At 54.6% G+C, this 22,536-nt stretch carries 24 protein-coding genes; 12 read left to right on the plus strand and 12 right to left on the minus strand.

Annotation, left to right across the window (positions count from 1 at the left end; all coding sequences use genetic code 11):
* Positions 1-23: 23 nt before the first annotated feature.
* Both ansA and pncA read left to right on the plus strand, forming a co-directional pair.
* Positions 24-1,040 carry an asparaginase gene (gene ansA / locus HF679_RS08110; RefSeq protein WP_123753986.1) on the plus strand — a complete coding sequence of 339 codons (1,017 nt, stop codon included), beginning with the start codon at positions 24-26 and terminating at the stop codon, positions 1,038-1,040.
* A gap of 9 nt (positions 1,041-1,049) precedes the next feature.
* A complete protein-coding gene (gene pncA / locus HF679_RS08115) occupies positions 1,050-1,691 on the plus strand; it encodes a bifunctional nicotinamidase/pyrazinamidase (protein ID WP_123753985.1) in 642 nt (213 codons plus the stop codon).
* Positions 1,692-1,787: 96 nt separating this feature from the next.
* On the opposite strand, the gene HF679_RS08120 is transcribed toward pncA, so the two are convergent.
* Positions 1,788-2,066 carry a YeaC family protein gene (locus tag HF679_RS08120; RefSeq protein WP_123753984.1) on the minus strand — a complete coding sequence of 93 codons (279 nt, stop codon included), beginning with the start codon at positions 2,064-2,066 and terminating at the stop codon, positions 1,788-1,790.
* A gap of 44 nt (positions 2,067-2,110) precedes the next feature.
* Entirely contained in the window at positions 2,111-2,524 is a 414-nt protein-coding gene (gene msrB / locus HF679_RS08125; protein ID WP_123753983.1) for a peptide-methionine (R)-S-oxide reductase MsrB, read from the minus strand.
* Between the two features lie 339 nt (positions 2,525-2,863).
* Here msrB and gapA point away from each other — a divergent pair, with 339 nt between their 5' ends.
* The gene (gene gapA, locus HF679_RS08130; protein WP_004860805.1) at positions 2,864-3,859 is read left to right on the plus strand and encodes a glyceraldehyde-3-phosphate dehydrogenase; all 996 of its coding nucleotides are present in this window, start codon (positions 2,864-2,866) and stop codon (positions 3,857-3,859) included.
* 131 nt (positions 3,860-3,990) lie between these two features.
* Complete coding sequence (locus HF679_RS08135; protein WP_123753982.1) at positions 3,991-4,878, plus strand: D-hexose-6-phosphate mutarotase; 888 nt, start codon at positions 3,991-3,993, stop codon at positions 4,876-4,878.
* Positions 4,879-4,959: 81 nt separating this feature from the next.
* Here the strand turns inward: HF679_RS08135 and HF679_RS08140 are convergent, their stop codons facing one another.
* The 3 genes from HF679_RS08140 to HF679_RS08150 all read right to left on the minus strand — a co-directional run bounded on the left by HF679_RS08140 (position 4,960) and on the right by HF679_RS08150 (position 8,221).
* Positions 4,960-6,417, minus strand: coding sequence for an anion permease (locus HF679_RS08140; protein ID WP_123753981.1), 1,458 nt, complete (start codon positions 6,415-6,417; stop codon positions 4,960-4,962).
* Positions 6,418-6,516: 99 nt separating this feature from the next.
* Complete coding sequence (locus HF679_RS08145) at positions 6,517-7,371, minus strand: aldo/keto reductase (RefSeq protein WP_123753980.1); 855 nt, start codon at positions 7,369-7,371, stop codon at positions 6,517-6,519.
* A 103-nt stretch (positions 7,372-7,474) separates the two neighbouring features.
* Entirely contained in the window at positions 7,475-8,221 is a 747-nt protein-coding gene (locus HF679_RS08150; RefSeq protein ID WP_187042826.1) for a MipA/OmpV family protein, read from the minus strand.
* Positions 8,222-8,649: 428 nt separating this feature from the next.
* Between HF679_RS08150 and yeaG the strand changes: the two genes are divergently transcribed.
* Positions 8,650-10,584 (plus strand): protein kinase YeaG, encoded by a 1,935-nt coding sequence (gene yeaG / locus HF679_RS08155; RefSeq protein ID WP_123753978.1) that lies wholly within the window; start codon positions 8,650-8,652, stop codon positions 10,582-10,584.
* Between the two features lie 167 nt (positions 10,585-10,751).
* Positions 10,752-12,035 (plus strand): YeaH/YhbH family protein, encoded by a 1,284-nt coding sequence (locus HF679_RS08160; protein WP_123753977.1) that lies wholly within the window; start codon positions 10,752-10,754, stop codon positions 12,033-12,035.
* A gap of 140 nt (positions 12,036-12,175) precedes the next feature.
* Here HF679_RS08160 and HF679_RS08165 read toward each other — a convergent pair whose 3' ends face one another.
* Complete coding sequence (locus HF679_RS08165) at positions 12,176-12,877, minus strand: oligogalacturonate-specific porin KdgM family protein (RefSeq protein WP_123755450.1); 702 nt, start codon at positions 12,875-12,877, stop codon at positions 12,176-12,178.
* Positions 12,878-13,552: 675 nt separating this feature from the next.
* On the opposite strand from HF679_RS08165, the gene HF679_RS08170 reads away from it, so the two are divergent.
* Entirely contained in the window at positions 13,553-14,092 is a 540-nt protein-coding gene (locus HF679_RS08170; RefSeq protein ID WP_187042827.1) for a helix-turn-helix transcriptional regulator, read from the plus strand.
* A 73-nt stretch (positions 14,093-14,165) separates the two neighbouring features.
* Here HF679_RS08170 and HF679_RS08175 read toward each other — a convergent pair whose 3' ends face one another.
* On the minus strand, positions 14,166-15,230 hold the full coding sequence (locus tag HF679_RS08175; protein ID WP_261802991.1) for a glycosyltransferase family 9 protein: 1,065 nt from the start codon (positions 15,228-15,230) through the stop codon (positions 14,166-14,168).
* Between the two features lie 376 nt (positions 15,231-15,606).
* Between HF679_RS08175 and HF679_RS08180 the strand changes: the two genes are divergently transcribed.
* Both HF679_RS08180 and HF679_RS08185 read left to right on the plus strand, forming a co-directional pair.
* A complete protein-coding gene (locus HF679_RS08180; RefSeq protein WP_123753973.1) occupies positions 15,607-16,107 on the plus strand; it encodes a YbaK/prolyl-tRNA synthetase associated domain-containing protein in 501 nt (166 codons plus the stop codon).
* A 135-nt stretch (positions 16,108-16,242) separates the two neighbouring features.
* Positions 16,243-16,689 (plus strand): DUF441 domain-containing protein, encoded by a 447-nt coding sequence (locus HF679_RS08185; protein WP_123753972.1) that lies wholly within the window; start codon positions 16,243-16,245, stop codon positions 16,687-16,689.
* On the opposite strand, the gene HF679_RS08190 is transcribed toward HF679_RS08185, so the two are convergent.
* Positions 16,673-17,467, minus strand: coding sequence for an AraC family transcriptional regulator (locus tag HF679_RS08190; RefSeq protein WP_187042829.1), 795 nt, complete (start codon positions 17,465-17,467; stop codon positions 16,673-16,675). The two genes, HF679_RS08185 and HF679_RS08190, sit on opposite strands and share 17 nt — an antisense overlap.
* 97 nt (positions 17,468-17,564) lie before the next feature.
* Here HF679_RS08190 and HF679_RS08195 point away from each other — a divergent pair, with 97 nt between their 5' ends.
* The gene (locus HF679_RS08195) at positions 17,565-18,752 is read left to right on the plus strand and encodes a CynX/NimT family MFS transporter (protein ID WP_187042830.1); all 1,188 of its coding nucleotides are present in this window, start codon (positions 17,565-17,567) and stop codon (positions 18,750-18,752) included.
* Between the two features lie 61 nt (positions 18,753-18,813).
* On the opposite strand, the gene HF679_RS08200 is transcribed toward HF679_RS08195, so the two are convergent.
* A complete protein-coding gene (locus tag HF679_RS08200; protein WP_154143670.1) occupies positions 18,814-19,506 on the minus strand; it encodes a CTP synthase in 693 nt (230 codons plus the stop codon).
* Between the two features lie 184 nt (positions 19,507-19,690).
* Here HF679_RS08200 and HF679_RS08205 point away from each other — a divergent pair, with 184 nt between their 5' ends.
* Both HF679_RS08205 and HF679_RS08210 read left to right on the plus strand, forming a co-directional pair.
* Positions 19,691-20,200: a DUF523 domain-containing protein gene (locus HF679_RS08205; RefSeq protein ID WP_123753969.1), complete on the plus strand. Its 510-nt coding sequence runs from the start codon at positions 19,691-19,693 to the stop codon at positions 20,198-20,200.
* Positions 20,187-20,534 (plus strand): DUF488 domain-containing protein, encoded by a 348-nt coding sequence (locus tag HF679_RS08210; protein WP_123753968.1) that lies wholly within the window; start codon positions 20,187-20,189, stop codon positions 20,532-20,534. Before HF679_RS08205 ends, HF679_RS08210 begins: the two co-directional genes overlap by 14 nt.
* A gap of 10 nt (positions 20,535-20,544) precedes the next feature.
* On the opposite strand, the gene HF679_RS08215 is transcribed toward HF679_RS08210, so the two are convergent.
* From HF679_RS08215 to HF679_RS08225, 3 genes are all read right to left on the minus strand, one after another.
* Complete coding sequence (locus tag HF679_RS08215) at positions 20,545-20,787, minus strand: DUF333 domain-containing protein (protein ID WP_123753967.1); 243 nt, start codon at positions 20,785-20,787, stop codon at positions 20,545-20,547.
* 263 nt (positions 20,788-21,050) lie between these two features.
* A complete protein-coding gene (locus HF679_RS08220) occupies positions 21,051-21,302 on the minus strand; it encodes an ogr/Delta-like zinc finger family protein (protein WP_004213128.1) in 252 nt (83 codons plus the stop codon).
* A gap of 43 nt (positions 21,303-21,345) precedes the next feature.
* Positions 21,346-22,485 (minus strand): phage late control D family protein, encoded by a 1,140-nt coding sequence (locus tag HF679_RS08225; RefSeq protein WP_163461364.1) that lies wholly within the window; start codon positions 22,483-22,485, stop codon positions 21,346-21,348.
* Positions 22,486-22,536 lie beyond the last annotated feature (51 nt).

Raw genomic sequence — 22,536 nt, forward strand, 5'->3', positions numbered from 1 at the left:
CTACGTACAACCTAAGCGATGATATGCAAAAGAAATCGATTTACGTTGCCTACACCGGTGGGACCATCGGTATGCAGCGCTCTGAACACGGTTATATCCCCGTTTCCGGCCACCTGCAGCGCCAGCTTGCGCTGATGCCTGAGTTCCATCGTCCGGAGATGCCGGATTTTACAATTCATGAGTATGAGCCGCTGATGGACTCTTCCGATATGACACCGGAAGACTGGCAGCATATTGCTGACGACATTCGCGCTCATTATGACGAGTACGACGGTTTCGTGATTCTGCACGGCACCGACACCATGGCGTTCACCGCATCGGCGCTGTCGTTCATGCTGGAGCATCTGGGGAAACCGGTCATTGTGACAGGGTCACAAATCCCGCTGGCCGAGCTGCGTTCCGACGGGCAAATCAACCTGCTGAATGCCCTCTACGTTGCCGCCAATTATCCCATCAATGAAGTGTCGCTGTTTTTCAACAACCGACTGTATCGCGGCAACCGCACCACCAAAGCTCATGCCGACGGTTTCAATGCTTTCGCCTCCCCGAACCTGGCCCCGCTGCTGGAAGCCGGGATCCATATTCGACGCCTCGGTACGCCGCCTGCGCCACAGGGTAACGGTGAGCTGATTGTCCACCCGATTACCCCGCAGCCCATTGGCGTGGTGACGATCTACCCGGGGATTTCCGCCGATGTGGTGCGTAACTTCCTGCGCCAGCCGGTCAAAGCGCTGATCCTGCGCTCTTACGGCGTCGGCAACGCCCCGCAAAACGGTGAGTTTATCGCGGTGCTGGCGGAAGCCAGTCAACGCGGGATCGTGGTGATCAACCTGACTCAATGCATGTCGGGTAAAGTCAATATGGGGGGCTATGCTACCGGCAACGCCCTCGCCCAGGCCGGTGTTATCAGCGGTTTCGATATGACCGTCGAGGCGACGCTGACCAAGCTACACTATCTGCTGAGCCAGAATCTCAGCGTCGAGGCCATCCGCCAGCTGATGCAGGAAAATCTGCGCGGCGAGCTGACCCCTGACGAGTAAGGAGAACCGATGACCCATCGCGCACTTTTGTTGGTTGATTTACAGAATGATTTTTGCGCCGGCGGCGCGCTGGCCGTACCGGAGGGTGACAGCACCATTGATGTCGCTAACCGGCTAATCGACGCGTGCCTGGCCCGGGGTGAGCCCGTTGTCGCCAGCCAGGACTGGCACCCGGCGGATCATGGCAGCTTCGCCAGCCAGCATCAGGTTGAACCCTACTCCCAGGGTCAGCTTGACGGCCTGGCGCAGACGTTCTGGCCGGATCACTGCGTGCAGAACAGCGAAGGTGCGGCGCTGCATCCGCTGCTGAAGCAGCAGGCTATCAGCGAGGTGTTCCATAAAGGTGAAAATCCGGCGATCGACAGCTACAGCGCCTTTTTTGATAACGGACATCGCCAGAAAACCCGGCTGGATGCGTGGCTGCGGGAACGCGACATCAGCGAACTCATCGTCCTGGGTCTGGCGACCGATTACTGCGTCAAATTTACCGTGCTGGACGCGCTGGCGCTGGGATATGTGGTGAACGTGATCACCGACGGCTGCCGCGGGGTCAACCTTCAGCCGCAGGACAGCGCCCACGCCTTTATGGAGATGGCCGCCGCTGGCGCCACGCTGTATACCGCTGACGACTGGCAGGAAACGCAGCCTTAATCCTGCCGTGAACTGTGCTCATCAGTTCATCCCCCGGTCGCGCGTTGCTTGACGGGGGATGGACTGGTGCCAACCGTCGCCGGGGCGTCCGGGCGGTTACTGCAGTTTAAACGTGGAGATCGGCTTAGGTGCAATGCCGAAATCTTCTTTCAGCTGCTGCTTGCTCTTCATCACCATCTGGCCGTTGGTATCGATGGTCATATGCTGAGCATCGCTGTTATGCCGCGCCTGATAGAGCATCACCAGCTGCAGGCTGTTCTCTTTCTGGGCCTCGGTTAACGCCACGCCATCCGGCCATTTTCCCAGCTCCACCGCGGTCACCAGACGCTGGTAAACTTCGGGGGTCATGCTGTCTATCATTTGCTCGATTTCCATGGTCCGCTCGACTCCACGTTGGAATAATTTGCTGAATCGTTTCTCTAACCTTTAATTTGCTCGCCGTTATCGTCGTCGTTGAAGCTTAATGACGCCGAATTTACGCAAAAACGCTCGCCGGTAGGTTGCGGACCGTCGGGGAACACATGCCCGAGGTGTGCATCGCAATTTCCGCAACGAATTTCGGTGCGCTGCATGCCGTGCGAGTAGTCATTCAGATAACGAATTGCCTCGTCGCTGACCGGCTCGTAGAAGCTCGGCCAACCGCAACCTGAGTCATACTTCGAATCTGAGCGAAACAGCGCCGCATCGCATACCAGGCAGTGGTAGATGCCGTCGCGCTTGTTGTGGAGCAGTCGTCCGGTGAACGGCGGCTCAGTACCGTGATTCTGCGTCACGTAAAACTGCATCTCACTCAAATTTTTTTTGAGTTCGTCTGAGGAGGGTTTATTCGCCATGTGCATGCTTCTCACTGTGAAAGGACAACGTTACCGGCCAATTCTAACAAAACATTAACAATGAAGCGTGGACTTTTGTTCTAAACTTATTCGATGCCAAAAGGCAGCCCAGATAATTGTGATTTACATCACATTTTTATCTTTACCGACCTTTAAAATTCCGGGCGCAGCCCCAATATGGAATTGGGCTCAAAGGGAGAGTGAGGCAAATCAATGGTGCGAAGGTATGCTCAGTATTGATTTGTCGCAATGATTGACACGATTCCGCTTGACGCTGCGTAAGGTTTTTGTAATTTTACAGGCAACCTTTTATTCACTAACAAATAGCTGGTGGAATATATGACTATCAAAGTAGGTATCAACGGTTTTGGCCGTATCGGTCGCATTGTTTTCCGTGCTGCTCAGGAACGTTCTGACATCGAGATCGTTGCAATCAACGACCTGTTAGACGCTGACTACATGGCATACATGCTGAAGTATGACTCCACTCACGGCCGTTTCAACGGTACCGTTGAAGTGAAAGACGGTCATCTGATCGTTAACGGTAAAAAAATCCGTGTTACCGCTGAACGTGATCCGGCTAACCTGAAGTGGAACGAAGCAGGTGTTGACGTTGTTGCAGAAGCAACTGGTCTGTTCCTGACTGACGAAACCGCTCGTAAACACATCACTGCTGGCGCGAAAAAAGTCGTTCTGACTGGCCCGTCCAAAGACAACACTCCGATGTTTGTTAAAGGCGCTAACTTTGACAAATACGAAGGCCAGGACATCGTTTCTAACGCATCCTGCACCACCAACTGCCTGGCACCGCTGGCTAAAGTTATCAACGACAACTTCGGCATCATCGAAGGTCTGATGACAACTGTTCACGCGACCACCGCAACTCAGAAAACCGTTGATGGCCCGTCTCACAAAGACTGGCGCGGCGGCCGCGGCGCAGCTCAGAACATCATCCCGTCCTCTACCGGTGCTGCTAAAGCAGTAGGTAAAGTACTGCCAGAACTGAATGGCAAACTGACTGGTATGGCGTTCCGCGTTCCTACTCCGAACGTATCCGTTGTTGACCTGACCGTTCGTCTGGAAAAAGCTGCTTCTTATGAAGAAATTAAGAAAGCAATCAAAGCTGCTTCCGAAGGCGCAATGAAAGGCGTTCTGGGCTACACCGAAGACGACGTTGTATCTACCGATTTCAACGGTGAAGTTTGCACTTCCGTGTTCGATGCTAAAGCTGGTATCGCACTGAACGACAACTTCGTGAAACTGGTTTCCTGGTACGACAACGAAACTGGTTACTCCAACAAAGTTCTGGACCTGATCGCTCACATCTCCAAATAAGTTGAGATGAGAATCTGATCCAAAAAGGCGACTTCGGTCGCCTTTTTTTATGTACACGCCACCCCGCACGCAGCCTGTGCACTGGCTGTCTTCTGGGGGATGGAGGTGTCACGCTAACGAAGGATTGCACCATGATTAATAAAATTTTTGCTCTCCCGGTTATTGAAGAAATCTCGCCTGTTCTGTCCCGCCGTCAGCTCGATGAGCTGGAATTGATTGTTGTTGACCATCCGCAGGTCAAAGCCTCCGTTGCCTTCCAGGGCGCCCACCTGCTGTCGTGGAAACCTGCCGGCGAAGAAGAAGTCCTGTGGCTGAGCGGGAACACGCCGTTCAAAACCGGCGTTGCGCTGCGCGGCGGCGTACCGGTGTGCTGGCCGTGGTTCGGCCCGTCGGCACAGCAAGGTCTGCCTTCCCACGGCTTCGCCCGTAACCTGGCGTGGACGCTGAAAGGCCATGATGAAGATGACAGCGGCGTGATGCTGACCTTCGAACTGCAAAGCAGCGATGAGACCCGTCAATACTGGCCGCATGACTTCACCCTCTATGCGCGCTTCAAACTGGGTAAAACCTGCGAGATCGAACTGGAAGCGCACGGCGAGTTTGAAACCACCTCCGCGCTGCACACCTACTTCAACGTCGGCGATATCGCTGCCGTTAAAGTCAGCGGCCTGGGCGATCGCTACATCGATAAAGTCAAAAATGCCGAAGAAGGCGTGCTGAGCGACGGCGTACAGACCTTCCCGGACCGTACCGACCGCGTCTACCTCAATGCCGAAGCCTGCAGCGTGATCCACGACGATGCGCTGAACCGCAATATCGACGTTGTTCATCATCATCACAGCAACGTGGTCGGCTGGAACCCTGGCCCGGCGCTGTCCGTGAGCATGGGCGATATGCCGGATGATGGTTACAAGACCTTCGTTTGCGTGGAAACCTGCTGCGTGACCGAACCGCAGAAAACCAGCGAAGAGAAACCTTCTCGCCTGGCGCAAACTATTCGTGTCGTGAAACGCGGATAATCCCTGCCCTCCCGCAATGCGGGACACGCCGGATCAAAAACAGGGCGATATCGCCCTGTTTTTATGGCTGACGAACGTCCGTTACCAGAATCCCACCAGCTTCATCCACGCACCGCCCAACACTAACCAGATAGCAATAGACGCCAGCGAAACCACAAAGCTGACGCTCCACCACTGCCCTGTGGTGTTATAGCCCGAACCAAACAGCGCCGGCCCCGGGCCACCCGAGTATTGCGTCAGACCCATCGACAGATTAGAGGTGTATCCGAGCACCAGCGCGGCAAAAAGCGGCGGTACGCCGACGGAAACCGCCACCGCCAGGAAAGCCAGATACATCGCGGAAATATGCGCCATCGCCGAGGCGAAGAAATAGCGGGTATAGAAATAGACCACCACCAGCAGTAAAAATACGGTGATCCATTCAAAGTGCCCGACATAGCCGACAATGCGCTCCGATATCCATTTGATCATGCCATATTTGTTGAGCGCATTGGCCATCATCACCAGCACCGCGAACCAGAACATGGTGTCCCAGGCGGTTTTTTCTTCAATGATGTTTTTCCACGACATGATGTTGCTGATCAGCAGCACCATCAGCCCAATAAACGCCGAGAGCGTGGCGGGAATGGAAAAGAAGATATCCCCGACGGTCCAGAGCAAGATCAGCAACACGAAATCAAAGGCGAGGATTTTCTCTGCCAGCGACATCGGCCCCATTTTACGTAGCTCTTCGCGGGCAATAGCCGGGATTTCCGGCGTTTTCTTCAACTGCGGCGGATAAATCACGTAGATCACCAGCGGCAGCAGGATCAGCGAGGCAATCCCCGGCACGATGGCCCCGACAAACCACGTCGTCCAGGTGATCTCGATTCCCTGACTTCTCGCCAGCTCAGCCACCAGCGGATTGCCGGCCATGGCCGTTAAAAACATCGTACAGACGATGGCATCGATCTGCGACACGCAGATCATCAAGAACGCCCCGGCTTTCCTCGCCGTCGCCCCCGGTTCGGACTGGTAGGCGGTGGCAATGGATTGGGTAATCGGGTACATAATTCCGCCGCCTCGCGCGGACGCCGAGGGGATCCCTGGCCCGAGAACCACGTCCGACAAGGCCAGGCCGTAGGCCACGCCCAACATGCTGGATCCGCACTTAGAGATAAACCACAGCGCCACCCGCTTGCCCAGCCCGGTTTTGATCACCGCCCGGGAGATGAACATCGCGATACCAATCAGCCAGATGGTGCCGTTGGCAAACCCGGATAACGCCGCGACTTTATCGCTCTTACCCGGCGAGAGAGGCGTCACGCCCAAAAAGGCGGAGACGATCAACGCAATCATCGTCACCGCGCCCATCGGCAGCACTTTCAGGATAATGGCAAAGATGGTGGCGGCAAAAATGGCAAACATCTGCCAGGCGTGGAGGGTGAGTCCATCGGGTGGTGGAGTAAACCAGATAATCACGCCGAAGAGTATTGTCAGAACGGCTTTCCACAGCGGGAAAGCCAGCTTCACATCCAGAGGCTGAGTAGGTTCAGTCATATGTATCTCCTTTTTCTTGTATCTTTAAGGGGATACTCACGACTGAGCCATGATTCTCATCAACAAAGCGCCAACGTTTTTAGGCTGAATAGTTCTCTTTTACACCATATCCAGCGGCGTTTTGTGGCCCGGTGCCGGAAAGGCCTGCTCCATCAGCGCGATATCGTGCGCATTCAGCACCACCTCAAGCGCGGCGGCGTTCTCTTCGACGTGGGCCACACTTCCCGCTTTTGGAATCGCGATCACACCCTGGTGGCTGATGACCCACGCTAATAACAGTTGGGCCACGGTAATGCCTTTTTGCATCGCCAGTTTGCTCAGCGCAGGATGATTCATTAAGCCATTGCGCAGGCGCCCCGCCTGAGCCAGCGGGCTGTAGGCCATTACCGGCAGCGACTGTTGCTGGCACCATGGCAGCAGGTCGTGCTCGATGCCCCGTGACGCGAGGTGATAGAGCACCTGATTGGTGGCGCAGCGGGAACCGTCAGCCACCTGCCACAGCGCCTGCATCTCGTCTACGTCGAGGTTTGATACGCCCCAGCGGCGAATTTTGCCCTGCGCGACCAACTTTTCCATTGCCTCAACGGTCTCGGCAAAGGTGAACTCACCGCCCCAGTGCAGCAGATACATATCAAGATAGTCGGTACGCAAACGGCGCAGGCTGGCCTCGCAGGCGGTCACCATTTTTTGCCCACCGGCATTCCACGGGTAGACCTTGGACACCAGCATCACCCGGTCACGCAGGCCGCGAATCGCCTCGCCCACCACCTCTTCTGCCCCGCCGTCGGCGTACATTTCGGCGGTATCGATCAGCGTCAGCCCTCGTTCAACGCCCGCACGTAGTGCAGCGACCTCCTGCGAGCGCCGGGCGCTGTTTTCGCCCATAAACCAGGTGCCTTGCCCAATAGCTGGAACCGCCGCACCCTCGCCAAAACGCACTGTTTTTCCCATCATCGACTCCTCGGGTTAGGTTGTTGCACCACCGTAATGCAAAACGGGGCGTAACGCCCCGTTATGATGCATGAAATTCTTCGTTATGGTGCACAACGGCTGCCAATCAGAAGGTGTAGGTGATCCCGGTGGAGATCAGGCCGCTCCAGGATTTATCCACCATCGGGCTATCGGTGATTTCATCGGCCAGGCGGGTGTAGCGCGCGACGCCATAGACGCTCCAGTCACCGAGGAAACGATAGTTTGCCGACAGCTCAAGATAAGGGTTCCAGCTGCTGTCCGGGTCATAGCTACGCATACCGCTACGATTTGACTCATGCTGTGACACACCGTAGTAGTATTCGTTCTGATTGTCGCTGTTCCACTCAAGGCCAATGCCCGGCGTCACGGTCAGGTTACCGTTGGTGTAGCGATACAACCAGGCCGCATCCCAAGTGATACCATTGCTCTGATCCAGTGTATCGCCCGCGAGAGTGGTGCGCAGAAAGCCATATTGCGTGTTGTGGATATAGGTCAGCCCGGCCATCATGGTGGTTTTACGGCGGTCCAGCTTGCGCATTTGCTCGCTGTCGCTGTCGCCCGGCTTGAAGTACATCGGCGACCAGTAGGCGGTAATAGACAGTTTGTCGCTGTTGTCATTCCATAAATAGTAACCGCCACCTAAGCCGTGAAACCAAAAACTGTCGCTTTCATAGCTAATGGCCGGGACCGGATAGACATCGACATCATATTGTTTATACGGGCTTTCGACGATACCCACGCCGGCCCCTAACGTAAATGTCCCTTCAGCGTGGGCCGCTGAAACAGATGCTGCAAGGCACACACTGAGTGCCAGCGGTTTGATCTTATTCACAATCCATTTTCCCGTTTGTCAAATAATACGCCCCGGCAGTTTAACGTCGTAGACCTCATGCCTCAAATTCTTTACCCGTCATTACATAAAACCATTCAATCTGGCATCAACCTGTGACCATTCGCTTGCAGGGAAATGACACCACGATGACAGCGCCTGGCAATAGATGCGAAATAGCCGCACTTTTCCGGATGAGTTATTGATATGTCATTGAAATTGTATTTTGGCGCCATGCAAGTTTTCTAAATGCATCTACGCTTTAATTTAGAAGACGTCTTTCTGCCGCACGCGATCTTTATCCCCCCAACAACCTGGCATAAGGGTTGCTGGAGAATCAGTGAACGTCGTGCAGTTTACCTCTTCCGGGAGCTCCCACTATTCATATGAACGGCTCTCAACTTGTGCTAAAAACGAAAGGACGGCATGCCATGAATATATTCGATCACTATCGCCAGCGTTATGAAGCTGCCAAGGACGAAGAGTTCACACTGCAGGAATTTCTTACCATCTGCCGGCAAGATCGCAGTGCTTATGCCAACGCGGCAGAACGGCTACTGATGGCTATTGGTGAACCAGTTATGGTCGATACGGCCCTGGAGCCACGGCTGTCCCGTCTCTTTTCAAACCGGGTAGTCGCACGCTATCCGGCATTTGAAGAGTTTTACGGTATGGAAGATGCTATTGAGCAGATCGTTTCTTACCTGAAACATGCCGCGCAAGGCCTGGAAGAGAAGAAACAGATCCTGTATCTGCTGGGGCCGGTCGGCGGGGGTAAATCATCGCTGGCCGAACGTCTGAAGTCCTTAATGCAGCGCGTACCGATTTACGTTCTCAGCGCTAACGGTGAGCGTAGCCCGGTCAATGACCATCCGCTGTGCCTGTTTAACCCGCAGGAAGATGCCCAGATTCTGGATAAAGAGTATGGCGTACCGACCCGCTACCTCGGCACCATTATGTCGCCGTGGGCGGCAAAACGTCTGCATGAGTTCGGCGGCGACATCACCAAATTCCGCGTCATCAAAGTCTGGCCCTCCATCCTTGAGCAGATTGCCATCGCCAAAACGGAACCCGGTGATGAAAACAACCAGGATATCTCGGCGCTGGTCGGTAAAGTGGACATTCGTAAACTGGAGCACTATGCCCAGAACGATCCGGACGCCTATGGCTACTCCGGCGCCCTGTGCCGCGCCAACCAGGGGATTATGGAGTTCGTCGAGATGTTTAAAGCGCCAATTAAGGTGCTGCATCCCCTGCTGACGGCCACCCAGGAAGGTAACTATAACGGCACCGAGGGCATTTCCGCCCTGCCGTTCAACGGCATAATTCTCGCCCACTCGAACGAATCAGAATGGGTGACATTCCGTAATAACAAAAACAATGAGGCCTTCCTCGACCGCGTGTATATCGTCAAGGTGCCTTATTGCCTGCGCATTTCCGAAGAGATGCGTATTTACGAAAAACTGCTCAATAATAGTGAGCTGACCCACGCGCCTTGCGCGCCCGGCACCCTGGAGACGCTGTCCCGCTTCTCTATTCTCTCGCGCCTGAAAGAGCCGGAAAACTCGAGCATTTACTCCAAAATGCGCGTTTATGACGGTGAAAGTCTGAAAGACACCGACCCGAAAGCGAAATCCTACCAGGAGTATCGCGATTACGCCGGCGTTGATGAAGGCATGAATGGTCTGTCCACCCGCTTCGCCTTCAAAATATTGTCACGCGTGTTTAACTTTGACCACGCCGAGGTCGCCGCCAACCCGGTGCATCTGTTCTACGTGCTGGAGCAGCAGATCGAGCGTGAGCAGTTCCCGCAGGAGCAAGCGGAACGCTATCTGGAATTCCTCAAAGGCTATCTGATCCCGAAATACGCCGAGTTTATCGGCAAAGAGATCCAGACCGCCTACCTGGAATCCTACTCCGAATACGGGCAGAACATTTTCGACCGTTATGTCACCTATGCGGACTTCTGGATCCAGGATCAGGAGTATCGTGACCCGGATACCGGTCAGCTGTTTGACCGTGAGTCCCTGAACGGGGAGCTGGAAAAAATTGAGAAGCCTGCCGGGATCAGCAACCCGAAAGACTTCCGTAACGAGATCGTCAACTTCGTGCTGCGTGCAAGGGCCAACAACAACGGCCGCAATCCAAACTGGACCAGCTACGAAAAACTGCGCACGGTTATCGAGAAGAAAATGTTCTCGAATACCGAAGAGCTGTTGCCGGTCATTTCGTTCAACGCCAAAACCTCAACCGACGAGCAGAAAAAGCACGACGATTTTGTCGACCGTATGATGGAGAAAGGCTATACCCGCAAGCAGGTCCGTCTGCTGTGCGAATGGTATCTGCGTGTACGTAAATCGTCCTGACGGAGCAGCCCGGCAGTGACGTCACTGCCGGGTATATAACAACTGCGTATGCCCGTAATCAATCGGCGATGGGCGTGGGAAGCGCCCAGTGTCAGCGGCCCGGAAAGCGGACCGCCGAAGCCTGAGTGATGAACGGCAGAGTTGGCAATTGCGGTACAGGAGGGCATATGACCTGGTTCATAGACCGGCGCCTGAACGGGAAAAATAAAAGTGCGGTGAACCGCCAGCGCTTTTTGCGCCGTTATAAGGCGCAGATAAAACAGTCGATCTCCGAGGCAATTAACAAGCGCTCGGTGACCGATATTGACAGTGGAGAGTCCGTCTCCATCCCAACGGACGATATCAACGAACCGATGTTTCATCAGGGTCGCGGGGGGCTGCGCAACCGCGTCCACCCCGGCAACGATCACTTCGTCCAGAATGACCGCATCGAACGCCCTCAGGGCGGTGGAGGCGGCGGCGGGAGCGGACAAGGGCAAGCCAGCGCCGATGGCGAAGGCCAGGACGGGTTTGTCTTTCAGATTTCCAAAGACGAGTACCTTGATCTGCTGTTTGAGGATCTCGCCCTGCCGAATCTGAAGAAAAACCAGCAACGTCAGCTCACCGAGTTTAAAACCCACCGCGCGGGCTTCACCGCCAACGGGGTGCCGGCCAACATTAGCGTTGTCCGCTCACTACAGAATTCGCTGGCGCGGCGTACCGCCATGACCGCTGGCAAACGCCGCGAGCTGCGGGCGCTGGAGGAGGACCTCGACACCATCAGCAAAAGTGAGCCAGCGCAATTGCTGGAGGAAGAGCGTCTACGCCAGGAGATCGCCGAGCTACGGGCAAAAATCGACCGGGTACCGTTTATTGATACCTTTGATTTGCGCTACAAGAACTACGAAAAGCGGCCTGAGCCTTCCAGCCAGGCGGTGATGTTCTGCCTGATGGACGTGTCGGGTTCCATGGATCAGGTGACGAAGGATATGGCTAAGCGTTTTTACATCCTGCTGTATCTGTTCCTCAGCCGGACCTATAAAAACGTCGAAGTGGTCTATATTCGCCACCATACCCAGGCCAAAGAAGTCGACGAGCATGAGTTCTTCTATTCGCAGGAGACCGGCGGCACGATCGTCTCGAGCGCCCTGAAGCTGATGGATGAAGTGGTGAAAGCGCGCTATGACCCGTCGCAGTGGAATATCTATGCGGCACAGGCCTCGGATGGGGATAACTGGGCCGATGACTCACCGCTGTGTCACGAACTGCTGGCGAAAAACATCCTGCCGGTGGTGCGTTACTACAGCTACATCGAGATAACCCGCCGGGCGCACCAGACGCTGTGGCGTGAATACGAGCATCTGCAGGAGAAGTTCGACAACTTCGCCATGCAGCATATCCGCGATCAGGAAGATATCTACCCGGTCTTCCGTGAACTGTTCCACAAGCAGGGTACAGAAGTGAAAAACTAACCCGCAGATCGGCCAGCGACGCGACGTTTCTGGCTGATTTTTTGCCTTCCCCTTCCCCCGGCAACATGCACCTTTGATGAACGCCCCATGGCCTGCACCGGCAGACCATGGGATTTAACGCCTTGATGCGGCATTGCGCATCAGAAGTTGTATTTTACACCGACGCGATAACGCGTTTGCCGCTCATCCGTCACTTTACTGCCTGAGATGTTGCCGATAGCCATATACGGCGACCAGTTCTTGTCGATTTTGTAGGTCAGTTTGAAATCATGAGTCCACTCATAGCTCTCATTATCTGACAGAATCACCCCGGCAGAGTTGGCCTTTTTATAGTCGAACTCATAGTCCAGTTGATAGTCATTGAAGAATTTCCATGACAGGACGCTGGTCAGGTTATAGCCGTTTTCTGAGGTATCCTTTTGGGTACCGATGTTGGTGGAGTTACGCTTGAAGTACGGGCGATAACGCAGCGTCGCGCTGACATCTTTGCTCAGGTTGACCTTACCACGCAGATAGGGGCGATAGTTATTTGAGGTTGAGCTACTATCCAGCGAAAAACCCGGTTCAACCTGAAAGGTGTCATTGATTTTATAGACATAGCTGGCGATCGCTTCTGTACCGTTACTGACGGTCTCATGCAAAGCTTTATCTTTCTTCTGTGCCCCCTTCCATTTGCCTTCCAACGACAGACCAAAGCCATTAGCAAAGCGATGCGACATTAACAACCGGTCTTTATGGTTATTACCGCCGCTATCGTTAATCTCGTGACGATAGTCAAAAGTCACCGCATGAGCCGAAATACTTAAAAGTGAAGCAGTAAGTAATAAAAACGGACGCAACATATAACCCTCTATATTTTTATATTCCAAAGGTTAGGGAAATCCCCTGCGCATTGGCAGGTGAATGAATAAAATCATTTTAATAATGGGGTGTGTGGTGCCGGGTGCCTCCCGGTGAATTGGGCGCTGAAACACCAATTCGTCCATAAAATAGAAACGTCATCAGAGGATACTCTCATGCCAGCATGACCCCTCCGCATAGGGGGATTCACCACACATAATTCTTTTACCTGTATTAGAAACATCAGGCAATGACCACATGATTTTATGGATTACACTTTCACATAAATTGAAATATCGTTTTGAGATCGCGATCCAATTATTTATTCGCAAATTAAAATTAATTCATACGCTTTTAATAAAGATAGTCCTAAGAATGCAAGTCAATAAATACAAAGAGTTACGAAAAATCACCAGGGACTGGTCATTTAATTATCTGAAAAGTTAAGAACAAGAATTTAAAAAAAGTAAAAATCATCCTGGCTAAAAGAGAAGATGCGAACAATAAAATGCCGTAAGCTTGTCAGATAACTTTACGGCTGACAGACGCTGCAGGCTAAACGAAAGACAAACCATCCTACTGTCAGGATTGATTTATTGAGGCAACAACACAACACTCAGGGATACATCTGCGGTGAACGCAGAAAATAACCGCACCACGACCGCTGGAGTCTCACTATGACTATCTATGGAAAGGACAGTTTTTACCTCTATGGGATAGAGAAAATTCTTAAAGAGTTACATCCTGAAGGAAGTGAATACGCTAATAACGAACAACCATATGTGTATGTCACCTCCGGCATGGAGGTGCATGAAATATACTCATTGTTATTTACCAGGCCGCCAGTGCACCACTCTGTATTTATAACTTCGGAGCGTTATTTTGATACGATCAACCGACTTTTCCCGGGATTAATAAAATTATATCTGCCGGAAAGGCTGGGCGTCGACGCATTACGGCAGGCGCTGTGGGTGATGCGCTTGTCAGCCGAGCAGAACAAAACGGCGGGCTATCTGCCCCATACCTTCAAATTTACCACTGCGGAACAACAGATCATGAGGCTGCTGATACGCGGGCACTCATTGGGAGATATTGCCCGCATCCGGGGCGTCAGCCCGACGACGGTGAGCGTCCAACGCAATGGCCTGATGAAACGCACGGGAACGAAAAGCCTGCAGGAGCTCTGCTCGCTCTATAGCGCTCTGAGCCCCCATTAACAAACACGGCCCGCGGTATAGTACCGTGAGCCGTTGACGATGATGCCCAGGCCGCCAGCAACGTCTCCGGCCGTCAGGCCGTTTCGATACTGGCGCGTTCTGGCAGCACCCCGCGCTTCATCTCCGCCATAACCAGGCTGGCAATGTCGGCATGCTGATGCACCTTGCCGCACTGCAGAATAATCTGCCGCGCATTATCGTAGCCCGGTGCCCACAGTCGGTTATTCATCAACACGTCTTTATAGATGGCGATCAGCGGCTTCTTCCACGCCGCGGCCATATGCACGACCGAAGTATCCGGCGAGATAATCAGGTCGGCGCCGGCAATTAACGCCATCGCGTGATGCAGGGTCTTAAACGGGTTGATGCTTACCCCTTCCGGTAACGGGAGGCGGATTTCATTCCGGTGATCGAGCAAAATAATGTGCACGTCAGGATAGGCTTCGCGCAGCCTGTCGATGATGACCGCCAGCTGCTCCTGCGACAAACTGCGGTCGGCATGGCCGGCAAAAATATTAATAACCACCTTTCTCCCGGCTAAACCGTCGAGATAAGCGCGGACCTGCTGATTAATATCCGCAGGGATATGCAGGTCATATCTCTCAAGGTGGCTGGCATCAAGATGCAGATAGTCGGCAATAAAGGTAAAGGTATTGCTGACGTGCCAGTTTTCACAGTCAAAGGCAAATGATTTGGTGTAATGGTTAATCGATGCCCATTTATTAAAACCCAGTACCGATTTGGCTTTTATTTGACGCAGTAACAGCATGCGGTGTATGGGCATATCGAATAACGAAGGATCGATAACAATATCGTACTTATTATTCGCCAGCTCATTAATAACAGACTTAGGAACGTTATGGGTGAATTTTCGCAGGAAATCGCTTGAGGATACATTTTCTGCTTCATAGATCCGACGAATACTGAGATGATTTTTCATGACCAGGCTGTTCGATTTGGTCAGCAGAAAATCGACGATATAGCCCGACTCATGCAGGCATTTCACCAGCGCCGAATCGACAACGACATCGCCTATTGCCCCTTCATTGCGCATCAGCAGCACCGTTTTCGCCGGTGATAATGCGGTGTCATTGCGCTTGTGGTTGTCCCATAACGTTTTCGCAATATAAACACGCATAACATTGCGAACTTTCTTAGTAAAGTAATTACGGCGCCTGTTCAGCTCCCTTATTTTTTTGAATTTTCGGGGGGATACGCGCACCGCGCGTGTTTGCTTTCATCATAACCTCGTAACCACAATCAATAACATTCCTGCTGGTTTTGTTAAGGACTAAATAAAATGAGAAAAGTTCGATTGCGTAATATAAATCCTTACGCCAGCAGCATTCCAGCATTTTCCTTTGGAGACAAAATGAGTAAATTATGAATTAATTACGAATAATACCGCAGGTTATTAATGCCACCTCACTCAGATGGCGATTGCCGCCACCAAAGGTTTTCATCTGTTAAGAAGAAGCTTATGCTGATGGTTTTGCCAGGGTGGACGTCACAAAATGAACGAGCCGGAAAAACAGGATACCCATCGTCAGTTGCTCGAATTGCTTGATAACCATCAGGCGCACTATCGGGTGGTAGAACATGATGCCGTGGGCAAGTGCGAAGCCGTATCAGAAATTCGCGGCACCGCGCTGGGCCAGGGCGCAAAAGCGCTGGTCTGCAAAGTCAAAGGCAATGGCGTGAATCAACATGTGCTGGCGATCCTCGCCGCCGACCAGCAGGCCGACCTGTCGCGTCTGGCGCAGCATCTTGGCGCGCGCAAAGCCTCACTGGCCAGCCCGGCCGAGGTCGATGCCCTTACCGCCTGCGTTTTTGGCGCCATTCCGCCTTTCAGCTTCCATCCTGCGCTGCGGCTGATCGCCGATCCGCTGCTGTTCGACCGCTACGGCGAAATTGCGTTTAATGCCGGCCTGCTGGAGAAATCCATCATCCTCAATACCGCCGACTATCTGCGCATTGCCCGTCCGGAGCTGCTGGCGTTTCGTCGCGAAGCCTGACGCTGGCTCTGGCGTGCCGCTGGTGATTGTTATGCAGATGCATGAATACACGGCCAGAAAGTAAAAAAAGCCTGTTTACTCACGCTATTACGCGTAAAGTAGACAGGCTTATTCTGTTGGCAAGGATCCCTTTTTATGTTCGATACCACCCTGTTTATTCTGCTGGGGCTGGCCGCGTTGGGTTTTGTTAGCCATAACACCACCGTCGCCATTTCTATCCTCGTGTTAATTATCGTCCGCGTGACCCCGCTCAACGTCTTTTTCCCGTGGATTGAAAAACAGGGGCTGACGATCGGCATTATCATTTTGACTATTGGCGTGATGGCGCCGATTGCCAGCGGCACCCTGCCGCCGTCGACGCTCCTGCACTCATTCGTGAACTGGAAATCGCTGCTTGCCATTGCCGTCGGGGTGTTTGTCTCGTGGCTCGGCGGACGCGGCGTGGCGCTGATGGGCTCGCAGCCACAACTGGTGGCCGGGCTGCTGGTCGGCACGGTGCTGGGGGTGGCGCTGTTCCGTGGCGTACCGGTTGGTCCGCTGATTGCCGCCGGGATTATCTCGCTGTTTATCGGGAAGTCGTAGTCAGGCTCGCCAGGTAGCGTCCTGGTGTCTGCCCCAGCCCCTTTTTGAACATGGTAATAAAGGCGGTGGTCGAGTCGTAGCCGAGGGTTTGCGCCGTCTGCTGCACCGTCTGGCCGCGAATCAACATTTGCAGGGCCAGGATCAGCTGCAGTTGATGGCGCCAGCGACGAAAGCTCAGCCCGGTTTCTCGCACCACCAGACGCGCCAGGTTGCGTTCGCTCATGGCAAACTCTGCGGCCCACTGCCCCAGAGTCTGCCAGCGCGCCGGATCAACCGCCATCACCTCCGCCATTTGCCGGATCCGCGGATGGGCGGAAACCGGCAGCTGCAGATGCTCCTGTGGCTGCTGCGGCAGCTCGTCAAATAACACCTGAACCAGCCGCTGAGTTGTCGGATGGGTTAACTCCGCCCCACTCCGGGCGGCAAGCGCCAGAATCAATTCACGGACCAGCGGCGAGATTTTTAGCGTACAGCAGTGCTGCGGCATCGCTGCCGCCTCAGGCTCAATAAACAGAAAGCTGATTTGCGCTCCGGGCGTGGCGCGGTTGCTGTGGGGCATCAGCCCGGGAACCCACACTGCATACTGCGGCGGCACCATCAACATGGCGTTTTCCACCTCGCAGGTGAGCGCGCCGTGCAGCGCGAGAATCAGCTGGCCTTTCCGGTGCTGATGCTGCGCAATAAACTGCTCATCCTCCACCACCTGAATGCGAAACGCCAGGGCCGCTTCGTGACCGCTGTCGGGGTCGTAGCCGTCGAGACCGAGTCCAATCATCATTTTGTCCGATATTAGCGATAATCTGTCATTTTAGCTTGATTTAAACAGCGAGCAAACGCGCTATGGTAAGCGCCCTGTTTATTCGCCAGAGAACGTTATGAGTTCTGTTTTATCTTCTGCTACCGGCCGCCGCAATCTGCTGCTGATTACCGGTATTTTATTGATTGCCGCCACGCTGCGGGTCACCTTTACCGGCACCGCCCCGCTGCTGGATGCCATTCGCGCTGAATATGCGCTGACTACTGCACAAACCGGGATGCTCACCACGCTGCCGCTGCTGGCCTTTGGCCTGATCTCGCCGCTGGCTGCCGGCGTCGCCCGACGCTTCGGCATCGAACGTAGCCTGCTGGTCGCGTTGATACTGATTTGCCTCGGTATCGGCCTGCGTTCGTTGCCTTCAACCTTCCTGCTGTTTGGCGGGACGGCGATCATCGGTTGCGGTATTGCCCTGGGCAACGTTCTGCTGCCGGGCTTAATCAAGCGCGATTTCTCGCAGCACGTTGCCCGAATGACCGGGGCCTATTCGCTCACCATGGGCGGTGCGGCGGCGCTGGGTTCGGCGATGGTGGTCCCGCTGGCCATGGCTGGCTATGGCTGGCGCGGCGCGCTCCTGATGTTGATGATCTTCCCGCTGCTGGCGTTGCTGTTCTGGCTGCCGCAATCGCGTAAGCCGTCGGTCGCGCCGTTGACCGGCTCCGGCGCGATGCATAATCGCGGGATCTGGCGCTCGGCGCTGGCGTGGCAGGTGACGCTATTCCTCGGCATCAACTCGCTGGTGTATTACGTGATTATTGGCTGGCTGCCCGCCATCCTGCAGAGCCTCGGCTATAGCGAAGCGCAGGCAGGCTCCCTGCACGGCTTGCTGCAACTGGCCACCGCCGTACCGGGCCTGGCGATTCCGCTGATCCTCCATCGGCTGAAAGATCAGCGCGGGATTGCGATTCTGGTGGCTTTACTGTGCGCCATCAGCGCCGGCGGCCTGTGGTTCTGGCCCGGACAAGCGGTATTGTGGACGCTGATCTTTGGGTTTGGTTCCGGTGCAACGATGATCCTCGGACTGACCTTTATTGGTCTGCGCGCCAGTTCCGCGCATCAGGCGGCGGCGCTGTCGGGTATGGCGCAAGCGGTCGGCTATCTGCTGGCAGCCTGCGGGCCACCGTTGATGGGGAGAATACATGACGCCAATGGCAACTGGCAGATTCCGCTGCTCGCCGTGGCGCTGATTTCGGTGGTGATGGCGGTGTTTGGCGCCCTCGCCGGTCGTAACCGGGAGATAGCCGGATAACCCGCCACTCTCCTGCTAAGCCGCCAGCATGCTGGCGGCATCTTCACGTCGGATGGCGAGGTTAATGGATCGCCGCATGTAACAGCGCCTGCACCAGCGGCGACGGGCGGCCCTCCAGGGCGTTACGCTCATGCTGGAACAAGGTCGCCACAAAGAACGGATGGGTGACCAGTTCCACCGCGCGGATTTCCCCTTCGTCATCCCAGCCGGTAACCCGCAGATCGCCCTGCTCCAGTTCAGCCGCAAAGCTCTCAGAGATACCGTAGTTGCAGTGGTAACCCTCTTCGATATTATCGCGGCCATAGGCGCGCGCAATCAGGGTGTTGGCGCGCAGTTCAATCGTGTCCGTTTTTTCCACCAGCGAACAGCTTAATGGCGCAATGACCATCCGCCCTTCGGTGTCGGTTTCCGCATGCGCCGCATCCTGCCAGCCCAGCACATTGCGGGCATACTCGATAATCGCATGCTGAAAACCACCGCAGGTTCCGAGGAACGGCACGCTGTTTTCACGGGCAAATCGAATAGCGGTAAACGCGCCTTCGGCGTGTTGGTACGGGCTGGCGGGCACCACCCAAATCGCATCGTAGTCGGCGAGCGCATCGGCATCGTGAATATCGCGGGTTGCCAGCCAGTCATAGCGTACCGGCAGTTCCATGACGGCGGCGGCATCATCGATAGCAAGGGGGATCGCTTTATGGGCAATCACGTCAGGATTGTAGTCACCAACCAGGGCAATACGCAGGGGGGAGTTCATAGCAGGTTCCTTATGTCATAGCGATTTTCGGGCAACACAAGGACGCTCAGGTTAGCGATCTCGGGCGCAGAACACAATCCCTATTTTTGCGCGGACCTCCTGCCATTTTTGGGGCGCTTTCCTGCGGGTAATTTCCAGCTGAAGGCGTTATGGTATAGCGCAGAACAACACCGGCGGACGAAGTATGAAGAGCAAGATTCTGGTCAGCGCCTGCCTGATGGGGTTTCAGGTGCGTTATAACGGCAGTGGAAAAGCGCAGCTTGCCGGGATGCTGGCGCGCTGGCAGCAGGATAACCGGCTGGTGATCCACTGCCCGGAGCTGGCCGCCGGGCTGCCGACTCCGCGGCTTCCTGCCGAAATTGTCAGCGCCCAGGGAGCAGAGGTAATGCAGGGTCGGGCGCAAATTGTTGAAAGCAGCGGTCAGGATGTCACGGCGCACTATCAGCTGGCCGCCTGGCTGGCGTTGCGGGCCGCCCAGGAGTCCGGTTGCGATGCCGCGTTATTAACCGATGGCAGCCCAACCTGCGGCAGTCAGTTTATCTATGATGGCACCTTCAGCGGACAGCGAAAGCCGGGCTCAGGCGTCGCCGCCGCCCTGCTGCGCGAGCACGGTATTACGGTGTTTTCCGACGGGCAGGTACCCCAACTCCTCGCCTGGATGGCGGCAAGAGAGAACAACGATGATCCATTGTAAACGAGTATACGATCCGGCAGACCCCAGCGATGGTTATCGTGTCCTGGTGGACCGACTCTGGCCCCGCGGGATCAAAAAAGAGGCCCTGCTGCACGATGAGTGGTGTAAAACGCTCACCCCGTCCACGGCGCTACGTCAAGCGCTGCACGGCGGGGTGATCGACTTTAACCATTTCAGTCAGCAATATCGCGACGAACTCGACACCCACCGTGACGAGGGACTGCGCCTCGCCACGCTGGCTCACCAGCAGCCGTTAACCTTGCTGTATGGTGCCAAAGATACCCGGCAAAACCATGCGCTGGTGCTGGCCCAGTGGCTGGAGACGCTGGCCTGATAGCGGTTCATCAGGATTTGTCAGGATGGTCGCGACGCCAGAGCGCCCATTCGTCGATTGTTTCGCCGCCTGGCAGTTTACAGTCCGAACGCGCACCCTGCGGAGTTTGCACCGGGATCAGCGTTCCGCCTTTCTGCGTACAGTAAACGGCAGCCGGGTTGGCCATGCCAATCTGTTGCGGCGGTGGCGGCGCATCCTGTTGCTGAGCACAGCCGGCAAGGGCCAGCGGCAGCATCATCGTCATCCACTTCATGTCGGTTCCTTTTTTGTACAGAGCGCGTATTCGCCCTGATTCTTCATGGTTTCTCCATTTTACCTACACTTTTGCCCGGTAGAGTAGCCTTGTTCTCGAACTGACCAGAGAACAGATCATTCCATAATCAATGAGTTTTTCCCCGTCGCCCCCGACGGGGCTTTTTTTTGGGATTTAATAAATTGAAATAAAAGGATTTATTTCAAAAATGTCCACATATCGACCACATTGACAAGAATAGCCCCCTTTCCAGGGGGCTATTTTTATACTGCAAGACTAAGTTGACTGTTCCCGTAATGAGAAGCCGGGAAAGCATCGCCGGGGATAAATCCTGGCGGCAAAGGATCTGCGCTGGTTGAGCGCTTCGTCACTCTGCGCTCTACGGTGTTAAGTGTCGTGAATGACTCGCTACATTCAAGATTCTGGCATTGATGGTATTGCCGGATGGTGAACTCGCTTAACCGGCGGCTGGTGCGGGTGCGGGCGTTTGCGCCGCAGTAGGGACAAACAAACATGATGATCTCCCATAGGGAGTTGAACTCACGCCTATTATGGCCGCTACTGTTCAGTTTCTGCAATCCAGTCGCTTATTTTCGCCTCAAGCTCCATTTTCGTGGTAAATCCGTTATCACCGATCACATGTTCCGCTCTGGCAATTATCCAATCCTGAGTATCGATTTCAGGCTTAAAGCCCGACACGGTCAGATGCATACCCGGGTATAAATCGGCGCGGCCGCGCGCCAGGGTTATCGAAAACTGTGCCGCGCCTTTCTGGAGCTGTATCCATTTTGCCGCAGCTGCGCGCCTGGCCGCCGTTTCGTTCTGATAGGTTTTACGCAAAACATACACGTTACCTTCAGCGCCCTCCATGTAATCCCCTTCCGGGCGGCTGCTTTTCTCCTCAGCCTTTTTTCTGGCAGTATTTGTTTTTCGCTTAGTGACCTTGACCGGTTTTTTCTTACCGAAATTAAGATCCAGCCAGTACGCCCGCACACCAGTATAAGCATCACGATCGGCAATGCGGAACCTGTGACGATCTCCGCTGGCACGGGTGATCTCAGCCGATGGCAGCGCCCTACCGGATGCACTGAGGCCGCCCCCAGGCAGGATAAACAGCAGACAGCCATTTTTCACGGTGGCAATAGCCCCCAACATCTCCGCCATGCGCGTTAAAAACGACATGTCGCTCTCTTCGGTCTGATCCGCATGGTCGATCTCAATGTCGATCAGGGCCTCGCTAATCATCGGCATCAGGTCATAACGCCGGGCTATGGCCGATACCACCCGCTCTACCGTCACATCATGCCAGGACACCTCCCGCCTGACGTTCATCTCTTCGCGAAAATCAGCACTGTGTGCGGTGATGTCAATAACATCCGGCGGCCCGCTATGCCCCACCTCGTCAACGGTGTAGAGGCCTTTGTAGATCAACGCCTCACCCAGCCAGCCGATGGACACCGCCAGCTCCGCACCGCGTGGGGGTAAATCCGTTACTCCGTCAGAGTCATCTACTGACAGAGTTAGCTGGTCAGCATCAAAACCGTTGTTATCTGTAACAGATAGCGAGGTGATTCGGTCGGCCAGTTCAGTCAGGACGCCCCCACCCAGCGTGATACTAAAATCCGGTGTCTTTACGACCTCACTTAATTTTTCTACATACGCTTCGGCTGTTGTTGTCAGCGTGTCTGCTATCGACATAACTCCCCCGTTTTTTGCTGATGATTCCATGCCCGCGCGCGGGGCTGAATC

This window comes from Enterobacter sp. JUb54 (assembly GCF_014298075.1).
GTDB lineage: Bacteria > Pseudomonadota > Gammaproteobacteria > Enterobacterales > Enterobacteriaceae > Klebsiella > Klebsiella lignicola.

Coding starts and splice junctions, on each gene's coding strand:
- HF679_RS08120 (WP_123753984.1), bottom strand. CDS start 2,066: ATGGAAATCGAGCAAATGATAGACAGCATGACCCCCGAAGTTTACCAG.
- HF679_RS08200 (WP_154143670.1), bottom strand. CDS start 19,506: ATGAACTCCCCCCTGCGTATTGCCCTGGTTGGTGACTACAATCCTGAC.
- HF679_RS08170 (WP_187042827.1), top strand. CDS start 13,553: ATGACTATCTATGGAAAGGACAGTTTTTACCTCTATGGGATAGAGAAA.
- HF679_RS08160 (WP_123753977.1), top strand. CDS start 10,752: ATGACCTGGTTCATAGACCGGCGCCTGAACGGGAAAAATAAAAGTGCG.
- HF679_RS08205 (WP_123753969.1), top strand. CDS start 19,691: ATGAAGAGCAAGATTCTGGTCAGCGCCTGCCTGATGGGGTTTCAGGTG.
- gapA (WP_004860805.1), top strand. CDS start 2,864: ATGACTATCAAAGTAGGTATCAACGGTTTTGGCCGTATCGGTCGCATT.
- HF679_RS08175 (WP_261802991.1), bottom strand. CDS start 15,230: ATGCGTGTTTATATTGCGAAAACGTTATGGGACAACCACAAGCGCAAT.
- HF679_RS08165 (WP_123755450.1), bottom strand. CDS start 12,877: ATGTTGCGTCCGTTTTTATTACTTACTGCTTCACTTTTAAGTATTTCG.
- HF679_RS08185 (WP_123753972.1), top strand. CDS start 16,243: ATGTTCGATACCACCCTGTTTATTCTGCTGGGGCTGGCCGCGTTGGGT.
- HF679_RS08180 (WP_123753973.1), top strand. CDS start 15,607: ATGAACGAGCCGGAAAAACAGGATACCCATCGTCAGTTGCTCGAATTG.
- HF679_RS08145 (WP_123753980.1), bottom strand. CDS start 7,371: ATGATGGGAAAAACAGTGCGTTTTGGCGAGGGTGCGGCGGTTCCAGCT.
- HF679_RS08210 (WP_123753968.1), top strand. CDS start 20,187: ATGATCCATTGTAAACGAGTATACGATCCGGCAGACCCCAGCGATGGT.
- HF679_RS08190 (WP_187042829.1), bottom strand. CDS start 17,467: ATGATGATTGGACTCGGTCTCGACGGCTACGACCCCGACAGCGGTCAC.
- HF679_RS08225 (WP_163461364.1), bottom strand. CDS start 22,485: ATGTCGATAGCAGACACGCTGACAACAACAGCCGAAGCGTATGTAGAA.
- HF679_RS08135 (WP_123753982.1), top strand. CDS start 3,991: ATGATTAATAAAATTTTTGCTCTCCCGGTTATTGAAGAAATCTCGCCT.
- HF679_RS08220 (WP_004213128.1), bottom strand. CDS start 21,302: ATGTTTGTTTGTCCCTACTGCGGCGCAAACGCCCGCACCCGCACCAGC.
- ansA (WP_123753986.1), top strand. CDS start 24: ATGCAAAAGAAATCGATTTACGTTGCCTACACCGGTGGGACCATCGGT.
- HF679_RS08195 (WP_187042830.1), top strand. CDS start 17,565: ATGAGTTCTGTTTTATCTTCTGCTACCGGCCGCCGCAATCTGCTGCTG.
- HF679_RS08140 (WP_123753981.1), bottom strand. CDS start 6,417: ATGACTGAACCTACTCAGCCTCTGGATGTGAAGCTGGCTTTCCCGCTG.
- HF679_RS08215 (WP_123753967.1), bottom strand. CDS start 20,787: ATGAAGTGGATGACGATGATGCTGCCGCTGGCCCTTGCCGGCTGTGCT.
- msrB (WP_123753983.1), bottom strand. CDS start 2,524: ATGGCGAATAAACCCTCCTCAGACGAACTCAAAAAAAATTTGAGTGAG.
- pncA (WP_123753985.1), top strand. CDS start 1,050: ATGACCCATCGCGCACTTTTGTTGGTTGATTTACAGAATGATTTTTGC.
- yeaG (WP_123753978.1), top strand. CDS start 8,650: ATGAATATATTCGATCACTATCGCCAGCGTTATGAAGCTGCCAAGGAC.